General features: G+C 65.4%; 13 protein-coding genes. 7 read left to right on the top strand and 6 right to left on the bottom strand.

Annotated features, from left to right (window positions below):
- The first annotated feature begins 901 nt into the window (after nt 1–901).
- On the top strand, nt 902–2,044 hold the full coding sequence (locus G3N58_RS22980; RefSeq protein WP_206000304.1) for a PepSY-associated TM helix domain-containing protein: 1,143 nt from the start codon (nt 902–904) through the stop codon (nt 2,042–2,044).
- 285 nt (nt 2,045–2,329) lie between these two features.
- The gene (locus tag G3N58_RS22975; RefSeq protein ID WP_167045142.1) at nt 2,330–2,794 is read left to right on the top strand and encodes a GNAT family N-acetyltransferase; all 465 of its coding nucleotides are present in this window, start codon (nt 2,330–2,332) and stop codon (nt 2,792–2,794) included.
- A gap of 161 nt (nt 2,795–2,955) precedes the next feature.
- Here the strand turns inward: G3N58_RS22975 and G3N58_RS22970 are convergent, their stop codons facing one another.
- Complete coding sequence (locus G3N58_RS22970) at nt 2,956–3,855, bottom strand: helix-turn-helix transcriptional regulator (RefSeq protein WP_206000303.1); 900 nt, start codon at nt 3,853–3,855, stop codon at nt 2,956–2,958.
- A 406-nt stretch (nt 3,856–4,261) separates the two neighbouring features.
- Between G3N58_RS22970 and G3N58_RS22965 the strand changes: the two genes are divergently transcribed.
- Nucleotides 4,262–4,663, top strand: a complete 402-nt coding sequence (locus G3N58_RS22965; protein WP_167045146.1) for a gamma-glutamylcyclotransferase family protein — start codon at nt 4,262–4,264, stop codon at nt 4,661–4,663.
- A gap of 37 nt (nt 4,664–4,700) precedes the next feature.
- Nucleotides 4,701–4,907, top strand: a complete 207-nt coding sequence (locus G3N58_RS22960) for a hypothetical protein (RefSeq protein ID WP_206000302.1) — start codon at nt 4,701–4,703, stop codon at nt 4,905–4,907.
- A gap of 82 nt (nt 4,908–4,989) precedes the next feature.
- On the opposite strand, the gene aceB is transcribed toward G3N58_RS22960, so the two are convergent.
- Both aceB and G3N58_RS22950 read right to left on the bottom strand, forming a co-directional pair.
- On the bottom strand, nt 4,990–6,582 hold the full coding sequence (gene aceB / locus G3N58_RS22955; protein WP_206000301.1) for a malate synthase A: 1,593 nt from the start codon (nt 6,580–6,582) through the stop codon (nt 4,990–4,992).
- Nucleotides 6,583–6,687: 105 nt separating this feature from the next.
- Nucleotides 6,688–7,563: a (S)-2-haloacid dehalogenase gene (locus G3N58_RS22950; RefSeq protein WP_206000300.1), complete on the bottom strand. Its 876-nt coding sequence runs from the start codon at nt 7,561–7,563 to the stop codon at nt 6,688–6,690.
- 159 nt (nt 7,564–7,722) lie between these two features.
- On the opposite strand from G3N58_RS22950, the gene G3N58_RS22945 reads away from it, so the two are divergent.
- Together G3N58_RS22945 and G3N58_RS22940 are read left to right on the top strand one after the other, a co-directional pair.
- Nucleotides 7,723–8,625: a LysR family transcriptional regulator gene (locus G3N58_RS22945; protein WP_206000299.1), complete on the top strand. Its 903-nt coding sequence runs from the start codon at nt 7,723–7,725 to the stop codon at nt 8,623–8,625.
- Nucleotides 8,626–8,841: 216 nt separating this feature from the next.
- Entirely contained in the window at nt 8,842–9,276 is a 435-nt protein-coding gene (locus G3N58_RS22940; RefSeq protein ID WP_167282585.1) for a universal stress protein, read from the top strand.
- Nucleotides 9,277–9,659: 383 nt separating this feature from the next.
- On the opposite strand, the gene aceA is transcribed toward G3N58_RS22940, so the two are convergent.
- The 3 genes from aceA to G3N58_RS22925 all read right to left on the bottom strand — a co-directional run bounded on the left by aceA (nt 9,660) and on the right by G3N58_RS22925 (nt 13,842).
- The gene (aceA, locus tag G3N58_RS22935) at nt 9,660–10,964 is read right to left on the bottom strand and encodes an isocitrate lyase (protein WP_205193076.1); all 1,305 of its coding nucleotides are present in this window, start codon (nt 10,962–10,964) and stop codon (nt 9,660–9,662) included.
- Between the two features lie 466 nt (nt 10,965–11,430).
- Nucleotides 11,431–13,053: a DEAD/DEAH box helicase gene (locus tag G3N58_RS22930; RefSeq protein WP_206000298.1), complete on the bottom strand. Its 1,623-nt coding sequence runs from the start codon at nt 13,051–13,053 to the stop codon at nt 11,431–11,433.
- Between the two features lie 519 nt (nt 13,054–13,572).
- Complete coding sequence (locus G3N58_RS22925) at nt 13,573–13,842, bottom strand: acyl-CoA-binding protein (protein WP_167045161.1); 270 nt, start codon at nt 13,840–13,842, stop codon at nt 13,573–13,575.
- Between the two features lie 286 nt (nt 13,843–14,128).
- Between G3N58_RS22925 and tsaB the strand changes: the two genes are divergently transcribed.
- A partial coding sequence (gene tsaB, locus G3N58_RS22920) for a tRNA (adenosine(37)-N6)-threonylcarbamoyltransferase complex dimerization subunit type 1 TsaB (protein WP_206000297.1) occupies nt 14,129–14,745 on the top strand: 617 nt, incomplete at its 3' end.

Below are 14,745 nucleotides of genomic sequence, written 5' to 3'. Positions count from 1 at the left end.
TTTCCTGAGGAAGTGGGACGTCGGTGGTGAGAGATCGGGTGTGCAGACAGGCGCAAAGTCCGCCGCGGAGTCAGCGGCCGTTCATCGGCAGTCCAGCGAATGGGGCGGGCGAGCATGCATACGGATGAGGCGCCACGACGCGAACGCGGTTGACGCCTGGGTCCGGAACAGCACAGGGAGAGAGGGATGCGCGGGTGCGGAAAGCGGTCCTGCGTTTGGCGCGATGCGGCTAAGCGGCCAGGACTGCGATGAATACCGGCGCAAGCCGCTACGCCCTGCGATGTCCATTTCGATCGCGCTATCGCTGCATGACGGGGCGTGCTTCCGCTTGCGTCCGCGATGGACGGCGTTTCACGTCGTGGAGATGGAATTCAGTATGGCTAACTAAATAATGAATCATGTGAAGAACCGGAAACGATGACAACCGCGGAAAGGACCCGCAGTGCCTGACATGCTGGAAGCGCTTCAGGCAAGAGCGCGAGCCACAACTTTCAAGAAAATGCAAATGCGAATGATTTGCATTATTTCACAAGTTGAAAAGTTTGTGTAATGATTTCGAGAGGTGTTGGGTGGTTCTGGCTAGGTAAAATACGTAAATTTGCCGTATTTTTTCAACTTAAACAGCAGATAGGTCATGATTTACGGACGAGAAATTACCATTGAAAATGGTAACCATTCGTATTTATAATGCGCTCGTTTCTTGGGGCGAAACGTTCCGTCGCCACTCACACGCTCAGCGTGAGCCGCGTTCGAGCGACGAAGACAACACGCAACCATGGCCGTTGCTGACTGACGCCGCTCATCGATCGTCAACCCGACACTACACGCGGCGCTTCATAGGCAGGACACTCCTTGATTGACGTAGCGATGAACCTGGCTTTCCTTACGATACGAGTCCGGCATGCGACGGCTGCGTAACCTCTGGCTCAGCGCGCACCGGTGGTTCGCGCTGAGTCTCGGCTGGATACTCGGGCTCATCGGCCTGAGCGGCGCGCTGCTCGTGATCGCGCCGCCTCTCGACGAACAATTGCATCCGCAACTGTTCAGGGTGCCGGCCTACACCCACGACACCCACGCCCATCGCGAGGCGCTCCCGCTCGAAACGATCAGATCGAAGCTGCGTGCCGGATTCGGCGAGAAGGCGAGCTTCTCGTTTCTGCCGCCTCGCGAAGCGGACGGCAGCCTGTCGGTTATCGTGCGCGGCCCGTGGCGAGGCACGCTCTATCTCGATCCGTTCAGCGGCGCCGAACTGGGGCGGCGTGGCGAGAGCGAAGGGGTCGTCAACTTCCTGTTCAAACTGCACAGTTCGCTGATGCTGGATGATGTGGGCCGGTCGATCCTGGCGATCGTCGCGCTCGGTTATCTGCTGCTTCTGGCAAGCGGCCTCGTCTTATGGTGGCCGCGCGACTGGAGAGTGGGGTGGCGCATCGAGTTGCACAAAGGACTGACTCGCAGCCTTTTCGATCTGCATCGGGTCGCCGGTGCCACGCTCGGGGTCGTGATCGCCGTATCGGTTGCGACCGGCGCTTATATGGGCTGGCAGCCGCTGCGCAAGTTCGTCACCACGATCAGCGGCGCCACGCCGCTGCATGCGCCAGCATTGCCCGTGGCCTCGCGCGGACGCGAGGCCACGCTGCCTCTCGATACGCTCGTGGCGGCGGCGCGCGCGGTGTTTCCGGATGGGCGCGTCTACCTCGTCCAGACGCCGGCGAAGGCGGATCGGCCCGTACATGTCCGGCTGCATCTCCCTGACGATCCGCATCCGAACGGGCGCACGCTGCTCTGGGTCGATCCGGTGACGGGCAAGGTACTGGCTGCGCAGCGCTGGAATCAGGCCGATATCGGCGCGCGGGCTGTCTCGGTGGTTTATCCGCTGCATACCGGCGCGCTCGGCGGTCCGCTGCTCGAAGCGCTCGTGATGCTGGGCGGCCTCGCGCTCGCGGCCATGAGCGGGAGTGGGTTGTGGCTGTGGTGGCGCCGTTCGAGGCGAGTCGCGTCATCGTCGCGCGCCCGTGCGAGTCATCGGGGCGGGGCCGTCGAATGAGGAAGGGCGGCCGTTCATGGCGCCGCCGTCGGCCGATGTGTCCCGGCGCGCGTGCTGACAGCGGTTCGAGCCCCGCACGCCTGGCCGGAGCGGGATCTTCAGACCGGCAAAGCCCGCTTGCAAAAAGCGGCATTCTCAAGCGGTTTTTTTCCGATTTCCGCCTTCTTCCGCGTATTCTTTTCGCCCGCGCCTTGCGCCGCGCCGCAACCCGCTCGGGACAAACAGCCATTGCCAGCGGGCGCAGCCTGTTTTACCGTTGATCCGACTCATCCTCGCGGTCCCGTCATGTTTGATCCCACCGAAGCCTTGTCACCGTTTCATCTGCGCCACGCCAGCATGGATGATTTCGAGTTTGCCGAGGCCCTGACGCGCAACAACATGGGCGGCTACTATCGCCGGCATCATCTGGTTTGGCGCAGCGATCTGTTTCTCGGCAGCTGGCGCGAGTCGGAGAATTTCATTCTCGAAGTGGATGGCGTGCCGATGGGCGTGCTGCGCATCACGGAAGAAGGCGATTCGCTGCATATCCGCGACGTGCAGATTGCCGAGGGATACCGGCGGCTCGGCGCCGGCACCTATCTGCTCGACATCTCGCATCAATGGGCGCGCGAGCGTGGACTGCACGAGCTGCAACTGCGCGTGTTCGTCGATAATCCCGCGGCGCGGCTGTATCAGCGCAAGGGCTACCGGCTCGCCGGGCCGCGGCTCGCGCAGCTCGGCGCAATTCGTCATCTGGCGCGGCGGGTTTGAGCGCGGCGCGAGACATACGGCGCGCGCTTTATACGTTATTCACACGTTCTGCGGCGACTTCTCAGACGATCCTCACACGCGTGGCGCCGGTGCCGTGGTGCCGGGCTCGCCGTCTCCAATGCGGCGCCGCGTATTCAGGGCATGGGCCGTTGCGTCGCGATTCAGCGTCCGGCTGGCTCCGCCGGATTCGCGCGATCCTGTGCCGTCTCTTCGTCCGCCGGCGGTTCACCGGCCTCGCCGTTGTCCACGCGATGCTCGGCGCCTCGTTCGATAAACGCGCGCGGGCTCGCGCCGAACGCACGGCGGAACATCGCGGAAAAGGCGCTCTGGCTCTGATAGCCCAACTCGCGCGCTACGTGCGAGAGCGGCCGTCCCTGGCTCAGCAGCGGAATCGCGCGCGCGAGAATCGCCTGCTGACGCCATTGCGAAAAGCTCACGCCGAGTTCCTGACGGAACAGCCGCGCGATCGTGCGCGTGCTCGCGCCGACGCTCGACGCCCATTGTTCGAGCGACTCGCCATGCGTCGGGTCCGCGATCACTGCCTCGCAGAGCGCGCGCAAGCGCTTTTCGTTGGGCATCGGCACGGACAGCGGCAGCGGCTCGGAGCGCGTCAGTTCGTCGAGCGCGAGCGCGCCGAGCAACTGCTCGCGCGCGGCGGACAGGCCCGGCATGTCGAGCGCGGCAATCACTTCGCGCAGCAGGTTCGACACTTCGACGACGCGCGGCGTGTCGAGTCCGGCCGGCACCGTGCTCTCGGTGATGTAGAGCGTGCGCAGGAACGCGTCCTCGACGGAGAACACCTCGTGCGACACGTGCGGCGGCACCCAGATCGCGCGCGAGGGCGGCACCATCCACGTGGTGCCGGTGGTCGCGACGCGCAGCACGCCGCGCGATGCATACGCGACCTGCGCCCAGGCATGCGTATGACGCGGGATGCGCCAGCCGGCCGGCATCGGCCGCGAGCGCACGCGGATCGGATGCGTCTCGGTCGGCGCGGACTCGGGCGGAATGTCGGCGAAGCGGATGCGGCTCAACAGGTCGGAGTCGGCGGACGAAGTCATGGCGAAGCCCGGTACGGATGACGGGAGACGGCCGGCATGCGGGCCGGCCGCCGCGAATCACTGCGAGTGCGGTCATTGTAGAGGGCGGCTGCCTTGCGTTGCGGTCTCGTGGTCGAGAGCGAGGCGGGCGCGCATGAACGGCCTGCGGAAGTCGCAGCGTGACGCGGCCGCGGGGGTTCGCGACCGAGGTTGCCCGTTTTCTGGCGTTGCATAATGTCGCGACTGTCCGGCGTGTTCGTGACGAACGTAGCGCGGGATAAACCACGGGATAAAACGCGGGATTGAAACCGCAGGATTGCAATCACTGCATTGAAATCACCACGGGGCCGCAACCGGATCGCGACACAGCCCGCGACAGGCGCGGCTAACGCGGCCCGACCCCTCACCTCAAGGAGACCCTACGACGATGCAGACCGTCTTTGTCTACGGCACGCTGCGTGCCGGTGAAGCGAACGACATCAGCGAAGCCGCCGCGCGTAACGACATCCCCGCGCCGACCTTGCTCGGCACCGCGAGCGTGCGCGGCCATCTGTTCGACTTTGGCCTGTACCCGGGGCTCGTGGTCGACGAGGCGGGCGTCGACGTATGCGGCGACGTCTACGAAATCGACGATGCGCTCGTTGCCGTGCTCGACGAAATCGAAGCCGTCTATCCCGGCGTCGAGGACCGCTTCCTCGCCCGCGAGGTCATGGTGAAGGTGGACGGCAACGTCGTGAACTGCCGCTTCTATCCGGTCACGCCGGGCGCGGTGAAGGGGCTGCCCGAGATCCGGTCGGGCGATTGGGTCGAGTATCGCCGCACGCGGTGACCGGGCGCGCGAAAGACCGAGTGGGTGAAAGGGCGCGATGTTTGCGCATCGTGTCCTGCCCATCGCGTCCGCGTGGTGGGTCCGCGCAAAGGCGGCACGCGAGAGACGGAGCGCGAAGTACGGCACGAAACATGGCAAGACGCACGGCAAAAAGCATGGCCCGAAACGAGATGTGCAAAGCACCATGGAAAATGGCGCGCCGCTGACCGCGTGGCGCGCCATTCTTTTATCTATCGAGTCGTAACAGATCGGGCGATCGTCCGGGCCAGATGTACATCGAACCGCGCATCGAACCGTACATCAACCCGGCCACCCGACCCGCAGCCTCAAATCTCCTCGTAAAGCGGCAACGTCAGAAAGTCGGTGAACTGCTCCGCCGTCGACATCTGCTCGAAAATCTGCGCCGCGCGCTCATACGGCTGCGTGTCGCCGCCCACCGTCTGCTTCACCTTGTCGAGCTCCTGCGCCGACAGCTCACGCACGAGTTCGACCGTCACCTTGCGGCCATCGTCGAGCGTGCCCTTCGGCGAGCGAATCCACTGCCACACCTGCGAGCGCGAAATCTCGGCGGTTGCCGCGTCTTCCATGAGGTTGTGGATCGGCACGCAGCCATTGCCCGCGAGCCACGAACCGAGGTAGTGAATGCCGACGTTGATGTTGTTGCGCAGACCCGCCTCGGTGATCGGCGTTTCCGGGCGGAAGTCGAGCAGATCGGCGGCGCTGACGAGCACGTCGTCGCGCTGCTTGCCGATCTGGTTCGGCCGGTCGCCGAGCACCTTGACGAACTCTTCCATCGCGACCGGCACGAGGCCCGGATGCGCGACCCAGCCGCCGTCGTAGCCGTCGCCGGCATCGCGAGCCTTGTCCGAGCGCACGCCGCCCATTGCTTTTTCGTTCGCGGCCGGATCGTTCTTGATCGGAATCAGCGCGCTCATGCCGCCGATCGCCGGCGCGTTGCGCCGATGGCAGGTCTTCAGCAACAGCAGTGCGTAGGCGCGCATGAACGGCGAGGTCATCGTGATCTGCGAGCGGTCGGCGAGACAGAAGTCGCGGTCGCTCTTGAACTTCTTGATCGCCGAGAAGATGTAGTCCCAGCGGCCCGCGTTGAGGCCCGAGCTATGTTCGCGCAGCTCGTACAGGATCTCGTCCATTTCGAACGTGGCGAGGATCGTCTCGATCAGCACCGTCGCGCGGATCGTGCCGCGCGGCACGCCGACCGCTTCCTGCGCGGCGACGAAGAGGTCGTTCCACAGACGCGCTTCGAGATGGCTCTCCATCTTCGGCAGATAGAAGTACGGACCCGAGCCGCGCGCGACCAGCTCCTTCGCGTTGTGGACCATGTACAGCGCGAAATCGAAGATGCCGCCCGACACGCGCTTGCCGTCGACCTTCACGTGCTTCTCGTCGAGATGCCAGCCGCGCGGACGCACGATCAGCGTCGCGGTCCGCTCGCTGAGCTTATAGGACTTGCCGTTCTGTTCGAGCGAGATCGTGCGGCGCACCGCGTCCTTCAGATTGATATGGCCGGTGATCTGGTTGTCCCAGCTGGGCGCATTCGAATCCTCGAAGTCGGTCATGTAGGAATCCGCGCCGGAGTTCAGCGCGTTGATGATCATCTTGCGCTCGACCGGCCCCGTGATCTCGACGCGGCGGCATTGCAGGTCTTGCGGCAGCGGCGCGATCTGCCAGTCGCCGTCGCGCACGCTCTGCGTGGCGGCGAGGAAGTCGGGCCGCTCGCCCGCGTCGAGCCGCCGCGTGCGTTCGACGCGCGCCTGCAGCAACTGCTGGCGGCTCGGCTCGAACGTGCGATGCAGCGCGGCGACGAGTTCCAGCGCTTCGCGTGTGAGGATCGCTTCGAAACCGGGCTTGATCTCGCCGGTGATTTCCATGCCTTGCGGCAGCGACAGCGAATTCGTCATGTTTTCTCCTTGGTCGGTCAGATTGCAGAAAGTCGGATTGCGGAAAGGCGGAGGTTGAAAAGCAGTGAGTGGATGGCGCTGGCCGGATCGCCGCGCGGGCGCTCGTCAGGCGCGCGGGCCGGCGCGCTTGCGGGTGCCGCCGCCGCGCGGTTTTTCAGGCTGGCCGATATGGGGCGAGGGCGAATCAGGCGCTCGCAGGAACGCCAGCAGATCGTTCATGCTGCTGCCCGTGCCATGCGGCGTGACGCCGAGTTCTTCGAGCGGCGCGTTCTGCCGGTTGAGCCAGAACGTCGTGAAACCGAACCACGTCGCGCCGGCCACGTCCCAGCCGTTCGACGAGACGAACACGATCTCGCGCGCGGCCACGCCGAACGCGGCCGGGCCGAGCGCATAGGCGGCGGGCGAGGGCTTGTAGGCGCGCACGGCGTCGACGGACAGCACGTGATCGAAGAGCGCGCTCATGCCCGCGCTCTTGACCGCGATGTCGAGCATCTGCGGATTGCCGTTCGAGAGGATCGCGAGCCCGACATGAGGCGTGGTTGCCGCGGCTGTGGTGCTCGCGGAGCTTGGGGCTGGGTTCTGATCTGGGTTCAGACTCGGGTTCGGGTTCGACGCCGCCTCGCGCAACGCGCGCAGCACCGGCACCGCATCGGGAAAGGCGGACAGGCACGCGTATTCGTCCATCAGACGCTTTTCGGCCACGCGCCCGAGCGTGAGCTGCAGTTTTTTCGCGGCGAAGCGCAGGGCGTCGAGCGTGATATCCCAGAACGGGCGGTAGTGTTCGCCGGGAGCGTCGATGCGCGCGGCGAGTGTGCGCAGTTGCGTGTATTCGATCTGCTTCTGGCGCCACAACTGCGAGAGCGCATTGCCGTGGCTGGGGAACAACTGCTCGGCGGCGGCGATCACCGAATGCACGTCGAAAAGCGTGCCATAGGCGTCGAAGATCACTGCTCGCGGGAAAGGTGTCGTTGTGGCCGACATTGCCGTGCGCTCCTGTCAGAGGTCGGGATCGATTGTATTGGTGACCTTAGGTGCTAAAAAATAGGCTAAAGATCACTTGATCTTTTACTTTTATATACCTAATCTGACGCCCATCGCCCTATTTCCGCCCCTTGCTCCTGCTCGCGGCGCGCACCGTTCATGGACCGTTTCAAGCAGATCGAGACTTTCGTCACCGTCGCGGCCAAGGGCAGCCTGTCCGCGGCGGCGCTCGCCGAGGGCGTCGCGCCCGCGATCATCGGTCGGCGCATCGATGCGCTCGAAGAGCGCCTCGGCGTCAAGCTGCTCGTGCGCACGACGCGCAAGCTCACGCTGACCTTCGAAGGCTCGGCTTTTCTCGAAGACTGTCAGCGCATCATTCACGACATGCAGAACGCCGAGGCGAGCGTGTCGGCGGGCGGTGTGAAGGCGAGCGGCCATCTGCGGCTGTCGGCGCCGGCCGGCTTCGGGCGCCGCCATGTCGCGCCGCTCGTGCCCGCGTTCACGGTCGCGCATCCGGACGTGTCGATCACACTCGATCTGTCCGACCGCCTCGTCGATCTCGTCAACGAGGGCTTCGACTGCGCGGTGCGGCTCGGCGAATTGCCCGATTCCTCGCTGGTCTCGCTGAAGCTCGCCGAAAACCGGCGCGTGTGCGTCGCCGCGCCCGCGTATCTGAGCCGGCGCGGCGCACCGCATAGCCTCGCCGATCTCGCACGCCACAACTGCCTCGCGTTCGGCGCGAGCGCGAACCAGCAGCGCGGCTGGATGTTCCAGCAGGACGGCAAGGTGGTGTCGATCAAGGTGTCCGGCACAATGGAATGCTCGGACGGCGCGGTGCTGCACGAATGGTGTCTCGCCGGCCATGGGCTCGCGTGGCGCTCGTGGTGGGAGGTCGGCGACGAACTCGCGGCCGGCCGGCTCGTCACCGTGCTCGACGAATTCGCCGCGCCGCCGATCGGCATCCACGCAGTGTTTCCGCAGCGCCGCCATCTGCTGCTGCGGGTGCGGCTGTTTCTGGACTTTCTCAAGCATACGTACGGCGAGCCCGGTTACTGGGACTGAAGGCGGGGACGGACAGCGGAGACCCACTGCCGAGACCCACTGCCGAGACCAATCGCGGAGACCGACGCGCAAGCGCCCGCCGGTCCCGGCATCGGGACAGACCCTTGGCCGGTCTCCGCCCGTATCGGCACGCACTACAATCATTCGAACAGCCTGCCCGGCGGGCTTCGTTGAACGCTGACGCCGCGCTGCGCGCAGCCGGCGACGGAGGGCATCATGTTCAGGCACATCCTGGTTCCGACCGATGGTTCGGATCTGTCACGCAAGGCGATAGCGGGCGCGATCGATCTCGCGCAGGCCGTCGGCGCGCGCATCACCGCGTACGCATGTCTGCCGCAATATCCGTACTCGCCGTTCTCCGACATCGCGGTCGAGCCGCCGGGCGAGTTTTTGCAGCGCAGCGAGCGCGAGGCGCAGGTGCATCTGCGCGAGGTGGAACTGGCCGCGCACCGGGTCGGCGTACACGTCGACAGCCGCACGAGCGTGCATCCGGCGCCTTACCTCGGCATCATCGAGGCGGCCGAGCAGGGCGGCTGCGACGTGATCTTCATGGCCTCGCACGGGCGGCGCGGGCTCGGCAGCCTGCTGATCGGCAGCGAAACGCAACGGGTGCTCACGCACACGAAGATTCCGGTGATCGTGTATCGCTGAATATCGCGTTGAACGTTGTGCCGGCGTCGAAAAAAAAGCGCGCCAGCGATAAGGCCGGCGCGCTTCTTGTTGCCGCACGATGCGCTGTGCGGATTTCCCCCTGCTGCGAGATTTTTTCCTGCGGAATTTTTCTGTCTTGTTGTGCCCCGGCCGCCGGGAGCCGGTTGCGGGCCGGCTTCGGCTCGACTGTCGGCCCCCGGCGTCGCGGTCCCTCCCTCTGGCGACGGCTCTCTGACGGAGCCGCCTGCCGCCTGCCGCCTGCCGTTTGCCGATCGTTGCTGCGATTCCAGGGCCATTCCCGGATCATTCCCGGGCCACGCATGGGACCGGCGACACCGCCCGGTCCGCGTGGTCCGCTACTTCGACTTCGCGGCGGGTGAGCCTCAGGCCACCTTCTTGTCGAAGAACTGCTCGTTTTCGGTCGAACCGTGCAGCGCGGTCGTCGAGGCTTCGCGCTCGACCGTCTGCGTCACCGCGTCGAAGTAGCCGGTGCCGACTTCGCGCTGGTGCTTCACGGCCGTAAAGCCCTTTTCGGCCGCCGCGAATTCCGCCTGCTGCATTTCGACGAAGGCGGTCATCTGGTTGCGGGCATAGCCGTGCGCGAGGTTGAACATCGAGTAGTTCAGCGCGTGGAAGCCGGCCAGCGTGATGAACTGGAACTTGTAGCCCATCGCGCCGAGTTCGCGCTGGAACTTCGCGATCGTCGCATCGTCGAGGTTCTTCTTCCAGTTGAACGACGGCGAGCAGTTGTACGACAGCAGCTGGTCCGGGTACTCCTTGTGGATCGCGTCGGCGAATTTCTTCGCGAACTCGAGGTCCGGCTTGCCGGTTTCGCACCAGATCATGTCGGCGTACGGCGCGTAGGCGAGGCCGCGCGAGATCGCCTGTTCGAGACCCGGCCGCGTGCGGTAGAAGCCTTCGACGGTGCGCTCGCCGGTCAGGAACGGGCGGTCGTTGTCGTCGATGTCCGAGGTCACGAGGTCGGCGGCTTCCGCGTCGGTGCGGGCGAGCAGCACGGTCGGCGTGCCCGAGACGTCGGCGGCGAGACGCGCGGCGGTCAGCTTGGCGACGGCTTCTCGGGTCGGCACGAGCACCTTGCCGCCCATGTGGCCGCACTTCTTGACCGAAGCGAGCTGGTCTTCGAAGTGCACGCCCGAGGCGCCCGCTTCGATCATCGCCTTCATCAGTTCGAACGCGTTCAGCACGCCGCCGAAGCCGGCTTCCGCGTCGGCCACGATCGGCGCGAAGTAATCGACGTAGCCTTCATCGCCGGGGTTCTTGCCTTCCGACCACTGGATCTGGTCGGCGCGCGTCAGCGTGTTGTTGATGCGCTTCACGACGAGCGGCACCGAGTTGGCCGGATACAGCGACTGGTCCGGGTACATTTCGCCGGCCACGTTCGCATCGCCCGCCACCTGCCAGCCCGACAGATAGATCGCTTTGAGGCCCGCCTTGACCTGCTGCATCGCCTGGTTGCCGGTCAGCGCGCCGAGCGAGTTGACGAACGGCTCGTTGTTCACGGCGGCCCACAGCTTTTCCGCGCCGCGCTTCGCGAGCGTGTGCTCGACCTGCACCGAGCCGCGCAGACGCACCACGTCTTCGGCCGAGTAGGTGCGCTTGACGCCCTTCCAGCGCGGATCGGTTTCCCATTGCTGCTTGAGTTGCTGCACTTGCTGTTCGCGGGTCATGGTCATGATGTGCTCCTTCTAGGCCTGTTATGGGGGATGGGTGACTCTGTCTTCTCGAAGCGTCGGGCCCGGCTGGGCGTTCTGGTTCGTGAAGTCTTATATAAGAGTCTAGGCAAATCGAAGGTCGCGCAACAGGCGCCACAAAGCGTTTTTCCAATATTTATTTTTCAATAAAATCAATGCATTGAACTTGTAATTTCGTATTGAGAAACGATATTTCCCCTATTGCAATAGGCCGTCTTGTGCCTTGCAACATGATTTTTTACGACACAAAAAATTTTTTCATATCGTGAAATTTTCGGTGGCGAGCGATAGACGAAAAAAAACCGGTGCCTGAGCACCGGTTTTTCCGGACCGACGGACAGCGGGGCGCTGTCCGGGTCCTGCTGCGTGTCCTGAACGGCAAACGCGGGCGGGTTCTTTCGAAACACGCCGCGCCGCGATCAACGACGCTCAGCCCGCCTGTTTAGCCGCCACGGCGCGCCGTACGCGGACCGTCGTTGCGACGCGCGCCGTAGCCGTCACGCGAGCCGTTGTAGCCGCCGTCGCGCGAACCGCCGTAGCCTTCGCGCGAGCCGCCGTTGTTGTAGCCGTCACGCGAACCGCCGCCGGCCGACCGGTTGCCCCAGCTGTTGCCGTTGCTATTGCCATTGCCGTTACCGTTGCGCGAGCCGCCGTTGCCGTAACCGCCGGGCTTGCCCGAACCGTTGCCGAAGCGCCGGCCGTTGCCGCCCGGACGGCCGCGGCCGCCGAAGCCAGGACGGCCGTTGCCCGAAGGCGGCGCCTTGCGCGGCTCGAAGCCTTCGACGACGTTGACCGGCAGCGGCGTGCGCACGAAGCGCTCGATGCGCTTCAGCGCACCCTGTTCCGCATGATGCACGAGGCTCACCGCGACGCCCGAGCGGCCCGCGCGGCCGGTACGGCCGATACGGTGCACGTAGTCTTCGGCGAACTTCGGCAGGTCGTAGTTGAACACGTGCGTGATGCCGGGGATGTCGATACCGCGAGCGGCGACGTCGGTCGCCACCAGCACGCGCACGCGGCGCTCGCGCAGCGCGCGGATCGTGCGGTTACGCGCGCCTTGCGGCAGGTCGCCGTGCAGCGCGGCCGATTCGAAACCGGCGTCGGCCAGACGGCCCGCGAGCTGATCAGCGTCCATCTTGGTGGCCGTGAAGACGATGGCCTGGTCGAGGCCTTCGGCGCGCAGCAGATGGTCGAGCAGACGGTCCTTGTGATCGCGGTCGTCGACGTAGTGGACGGTTTGCGCGATGTTGGTGCGCTGTTCCATGCGCTGGACGATCTCGATGCGCTCCGGGTCTTTCAGCAGACGGCCGGTCAGCGAGCCGATCTTGCCGTCGAGCGTGGCCGAGAACAGCATGGTCTGACGCGTGGCCGGCGTTTCGGCGACGATCGTGTCGATGTCGTCGATGAAGCCCATGTCGAGCATGCGGTCGGCTTCGTCGAGCACGAGGATCTGCAGTTGCGACAGATCGATGCGACCGCGCTCGAGGTGGTCGATCAGACGGCCCGGCGTGGCGACGAGAATTTCGGGGTTCTTGGCGAGCAGCATCAGCTGCTGGCCGTAGGCGACGCCGCCGAGAATGCTGACGGTGCGCAGGCGCTTGAGGTGCTTGCCGTAGGTGGCGGCGGCGGTCGTGACCTGCATCGCGAGTTCGCGGGTCGGGGTCAGCACCAGCATGGTCGGACGCGCGACCGGCTGCGGACGGCGGCCGCGGCCACCGTCGGCCGGGCGCGGTTCGCGCGGCTGGTTCGCCTGGGTCTTTTGCAGCTGCGCGAAACGCTCGATGGCGGGCAGCATGAAGGCGGCGGTCTTGCCCGAGCCGGTCGGGCTCGACACCAGCAGATCGCGGCCGGCGATGCCGGCCGGCACCGCGCGCTGCTGCACCGGCGTCGGGTGCTCGTAGCCGGCGGCGGTCAGCGCGGAGACGACTTCCGCGGACAGGCCGAGCGACGCGAAGGTCGGTTTGGCGTCAGCCGGAGCGGCCGCGACGGGAGCCTCGGGGGTGAGACCGAGTGCTTCGTCGGCGATGGCGTTCAACGGGCTGGCGGAGGAATTGCTCGAAGTCATGTGAATCCTTGAAAACGATCCTGGGAAATTCAGGGAGTTAAAACGTCAACGCCAATCGGCATACCCAAGTCGTCGGATTCAGCGAGCAAAGAAGCAGCGAGCAAATCGAAAAACGGGGGCAGCTCGCAGCAATGAAGGCGAGCTTTTCGTTAGAAGCTGTATCGGATGCGACATGCCGACATGGCGTGCCGCCAGCCTTGGACTTGACGCCCGTAGAGGGCCAGGCAGGAGGGGACAGGTTCTAAACTGGATTGGAGCTAAACGCTACGAGGCGCTGCGTCGCCAGAGCCGCTCGGGAAAGCAGCACTAGCGATGAAGTGCAGGCCGCATTATATAGGTATTTGCTGCACTGCGCCACTATTCGGAATCGTCTGATCGGAAAAGTGTGCCGGAACGGGTAGGGCGGGTGAGTCGGCCGGGCGTGGCGTTCGCGGTTCGGGAATCGCCGCGAGGCCGTTTTTCCCGGTCGGGCGGCCTTGTTGCGGCGATTTCGCGGCTCTCGTTGAGGCCGCTGGTGTGTCAGGCCGCCGCGCCGCTCTTCAGCGATTCGACGAGCTCGACGTATTGCTGCTTCGCAGCGTCCTGCGCGGTGCCCTGGAGCGCGGCCCATGCGTCGTACTTGTATTTGCCGACGATGTCGGTGAAGCCCGGCTTGTCGCCGTGCACGTCGCCTTCGCTGGCCTGCTTGAAGAGCGCATAAAGACGCAGCAGCGTGAGATTGCCGGGGCGCTCGGGCAACTGCTTGACGTCTTGCTGGGCCTGGGCGAACTGGGTATCGATGTCGGTCATGGTCGTGTGGCCCGCTGGGCGGGCGTGGATGGGATCGGCCGAAAATCATAACAATTGAGTGCGGCCGCGGGGCCGAGGGCTTATTCCAAACGGCGGCGGGGGGCGGCAAGCGGCAGCAAGGCGCGCGAGGGCGATACCGAGGGGCAACGGGGCAAGGGGCACCAAGCGACACCAAGCGGCGGGTGGCGGGTAGCGAGCAGCGGCGGCCACGCGACCACCCGGCCCGCGTGCGCCGCGAGGCCGCAAACCACCATCCCCGTGCACGGCGCCGATTACAATACGGTCCATGACTCAAACAGTGCTCCTTGCCCTCGATACTTCGACCGAATTCTGTTCGGCGGTGCTCGTGTCCGCGAGCGTCGATACCACTGGCCGGCCCACTGCCGAACCCCGCGTCTGGGTGCGCCACGAACGGACCGGCGCGGTCTCCAGCACGCGGCTGCTTCCCGCGATCCGCGAGCTGTTCGCCGAAGCCGGCCTCGCGCTCGCGGACTGCGACGCGATCGCGTTCGGTGCCGGTCCCGGCTCGTTCACCGGTCTGCGTACCGCGACCGGCGTCGCACAAGGCCTCGCGTTCGGCCTGAATCTGCCGGTCGTGCCGATCGGCACCCTGCTCGCGTGCGCCGAAAGCGCGCGTCTGCGCGATCCTTCGGTGACGCGCGTGCTCGCCGCGCTCGACGCGCGCATGGACGAAATTTACTGGGCCGACTACGCGTGGGATGACGCGCAACACGAATGGCGCGTCGTGCAGACGGCATCGCTCGATGCGCCCGAGCGGCTCGTGCTGCCCGACGCGCCGTTCACGCTCGCCGGCAACGCGGCTGCGGCGTTCGGTGCGCGGCTGCCGGCCGTGGTCGCCGCACGGACGGTCGACGGCGAGGCGCTGCCGCATGCGTTGCCGCT

Origin of the sequence: Paraburkholderia sp. Ac-20342, assembly GCF_017104985.1 — a bacterium.
Taxonomy (GTDB): Bacteria; Pseudomonadota; Gammaproteobacteria; order Burkholderiales; family Burkholderiaceae; genus Paraburkholderia.
Note: the sequence above shows the minus strand (reverse complement) of the source record. Positions and strands in the feature narration are given on the sequence as shown.

Bases quoted from the DNA above. Each gene is read 5' to 3' on its own strand.
- G3N58_RS22970 (WP_206000303.1), bottom strand. From the start codon at position 3,855: ATGACTTCGTCCGCCGACTCCGACCTGTTGAGCCGCATCCGCTTCGCC.
- G3N58_RS22960 (WP_206000302.1), top strand. From the start codon at position 4,701: ATGTTTGCGCATCGTGTCCTGCCCATCGCGTCCGCGTGGTGGGTCCGC.
- G3N58_RS22925 (WP_167045161.1), bottom strand. From the start codon at position 13,842: ATGACCGACATCGATACCCAGTTCGCCCAGGCCCAGCAAGACGTCAAG.
- G3N58_RS22975 (WP_167045142.1), top strand. From the start codon at position 2,330: ATGTTTGATCCCACCGAAGCCTTGTCACCGTTTCATCTGCGCCACGCC.
- G3N58_RS22980 (WP_206000304.1), top strand. From the start codon at position 902: ATGCGACGGCTGCGTAACCTCTGGCTCAGCGCGCACCGGTGGTTCGCG.
- G3N58_RS22950 (WP_206000300.1), bottom strand. From the start codon at position 7,563: ATGTCGGCCACAACGACACCTTTCCCGCGAGCAGTGATCTTCGACGCC.
- G3N58_RS22945 (WP_206000299.1), top strand. From the start codon at position 7,723: ATGGACCGTTTCAAGCAGATCGAGACTTTCGTCACCGTCGCGGCCAAG.
- G3N58_RS22930 (WP_206000298.1), bottom strand. From the start codon at position 13,053: ATGACTTCGAGCAATTCCTCCGCCAGCCCGTTGAACGCCATCGCCGAC.
- G3N58_RS22965 (WP_167045146.1), top strand. From the start codon at position 4,262: ATGCAGACCGTCTTTGTCTACGGCACGCTGCGTGCCGGTGAAGCGAAC.
- aceA (WP_205193076.1), bottom strand. From the start codon at position 10,964: ATGACCCGCGAACAGCAAGTGCAGCAACTCAAGCAGCAATGGGAAACC.
- aceB (WP_206000301.1), bottom strand. From the start codon at position 6,582: ATGACGAATTCGCTGTCGCTGCCGCAAGGCATGGAAATCACCGGCGAG.
- G3N58_RS22940 (WP_167282585.1), top strand. From the start codon at position 8,842: ATGTTCAGGCACATCCTGGTTCCGACCGATGGTTCGGATCTGTCACGC.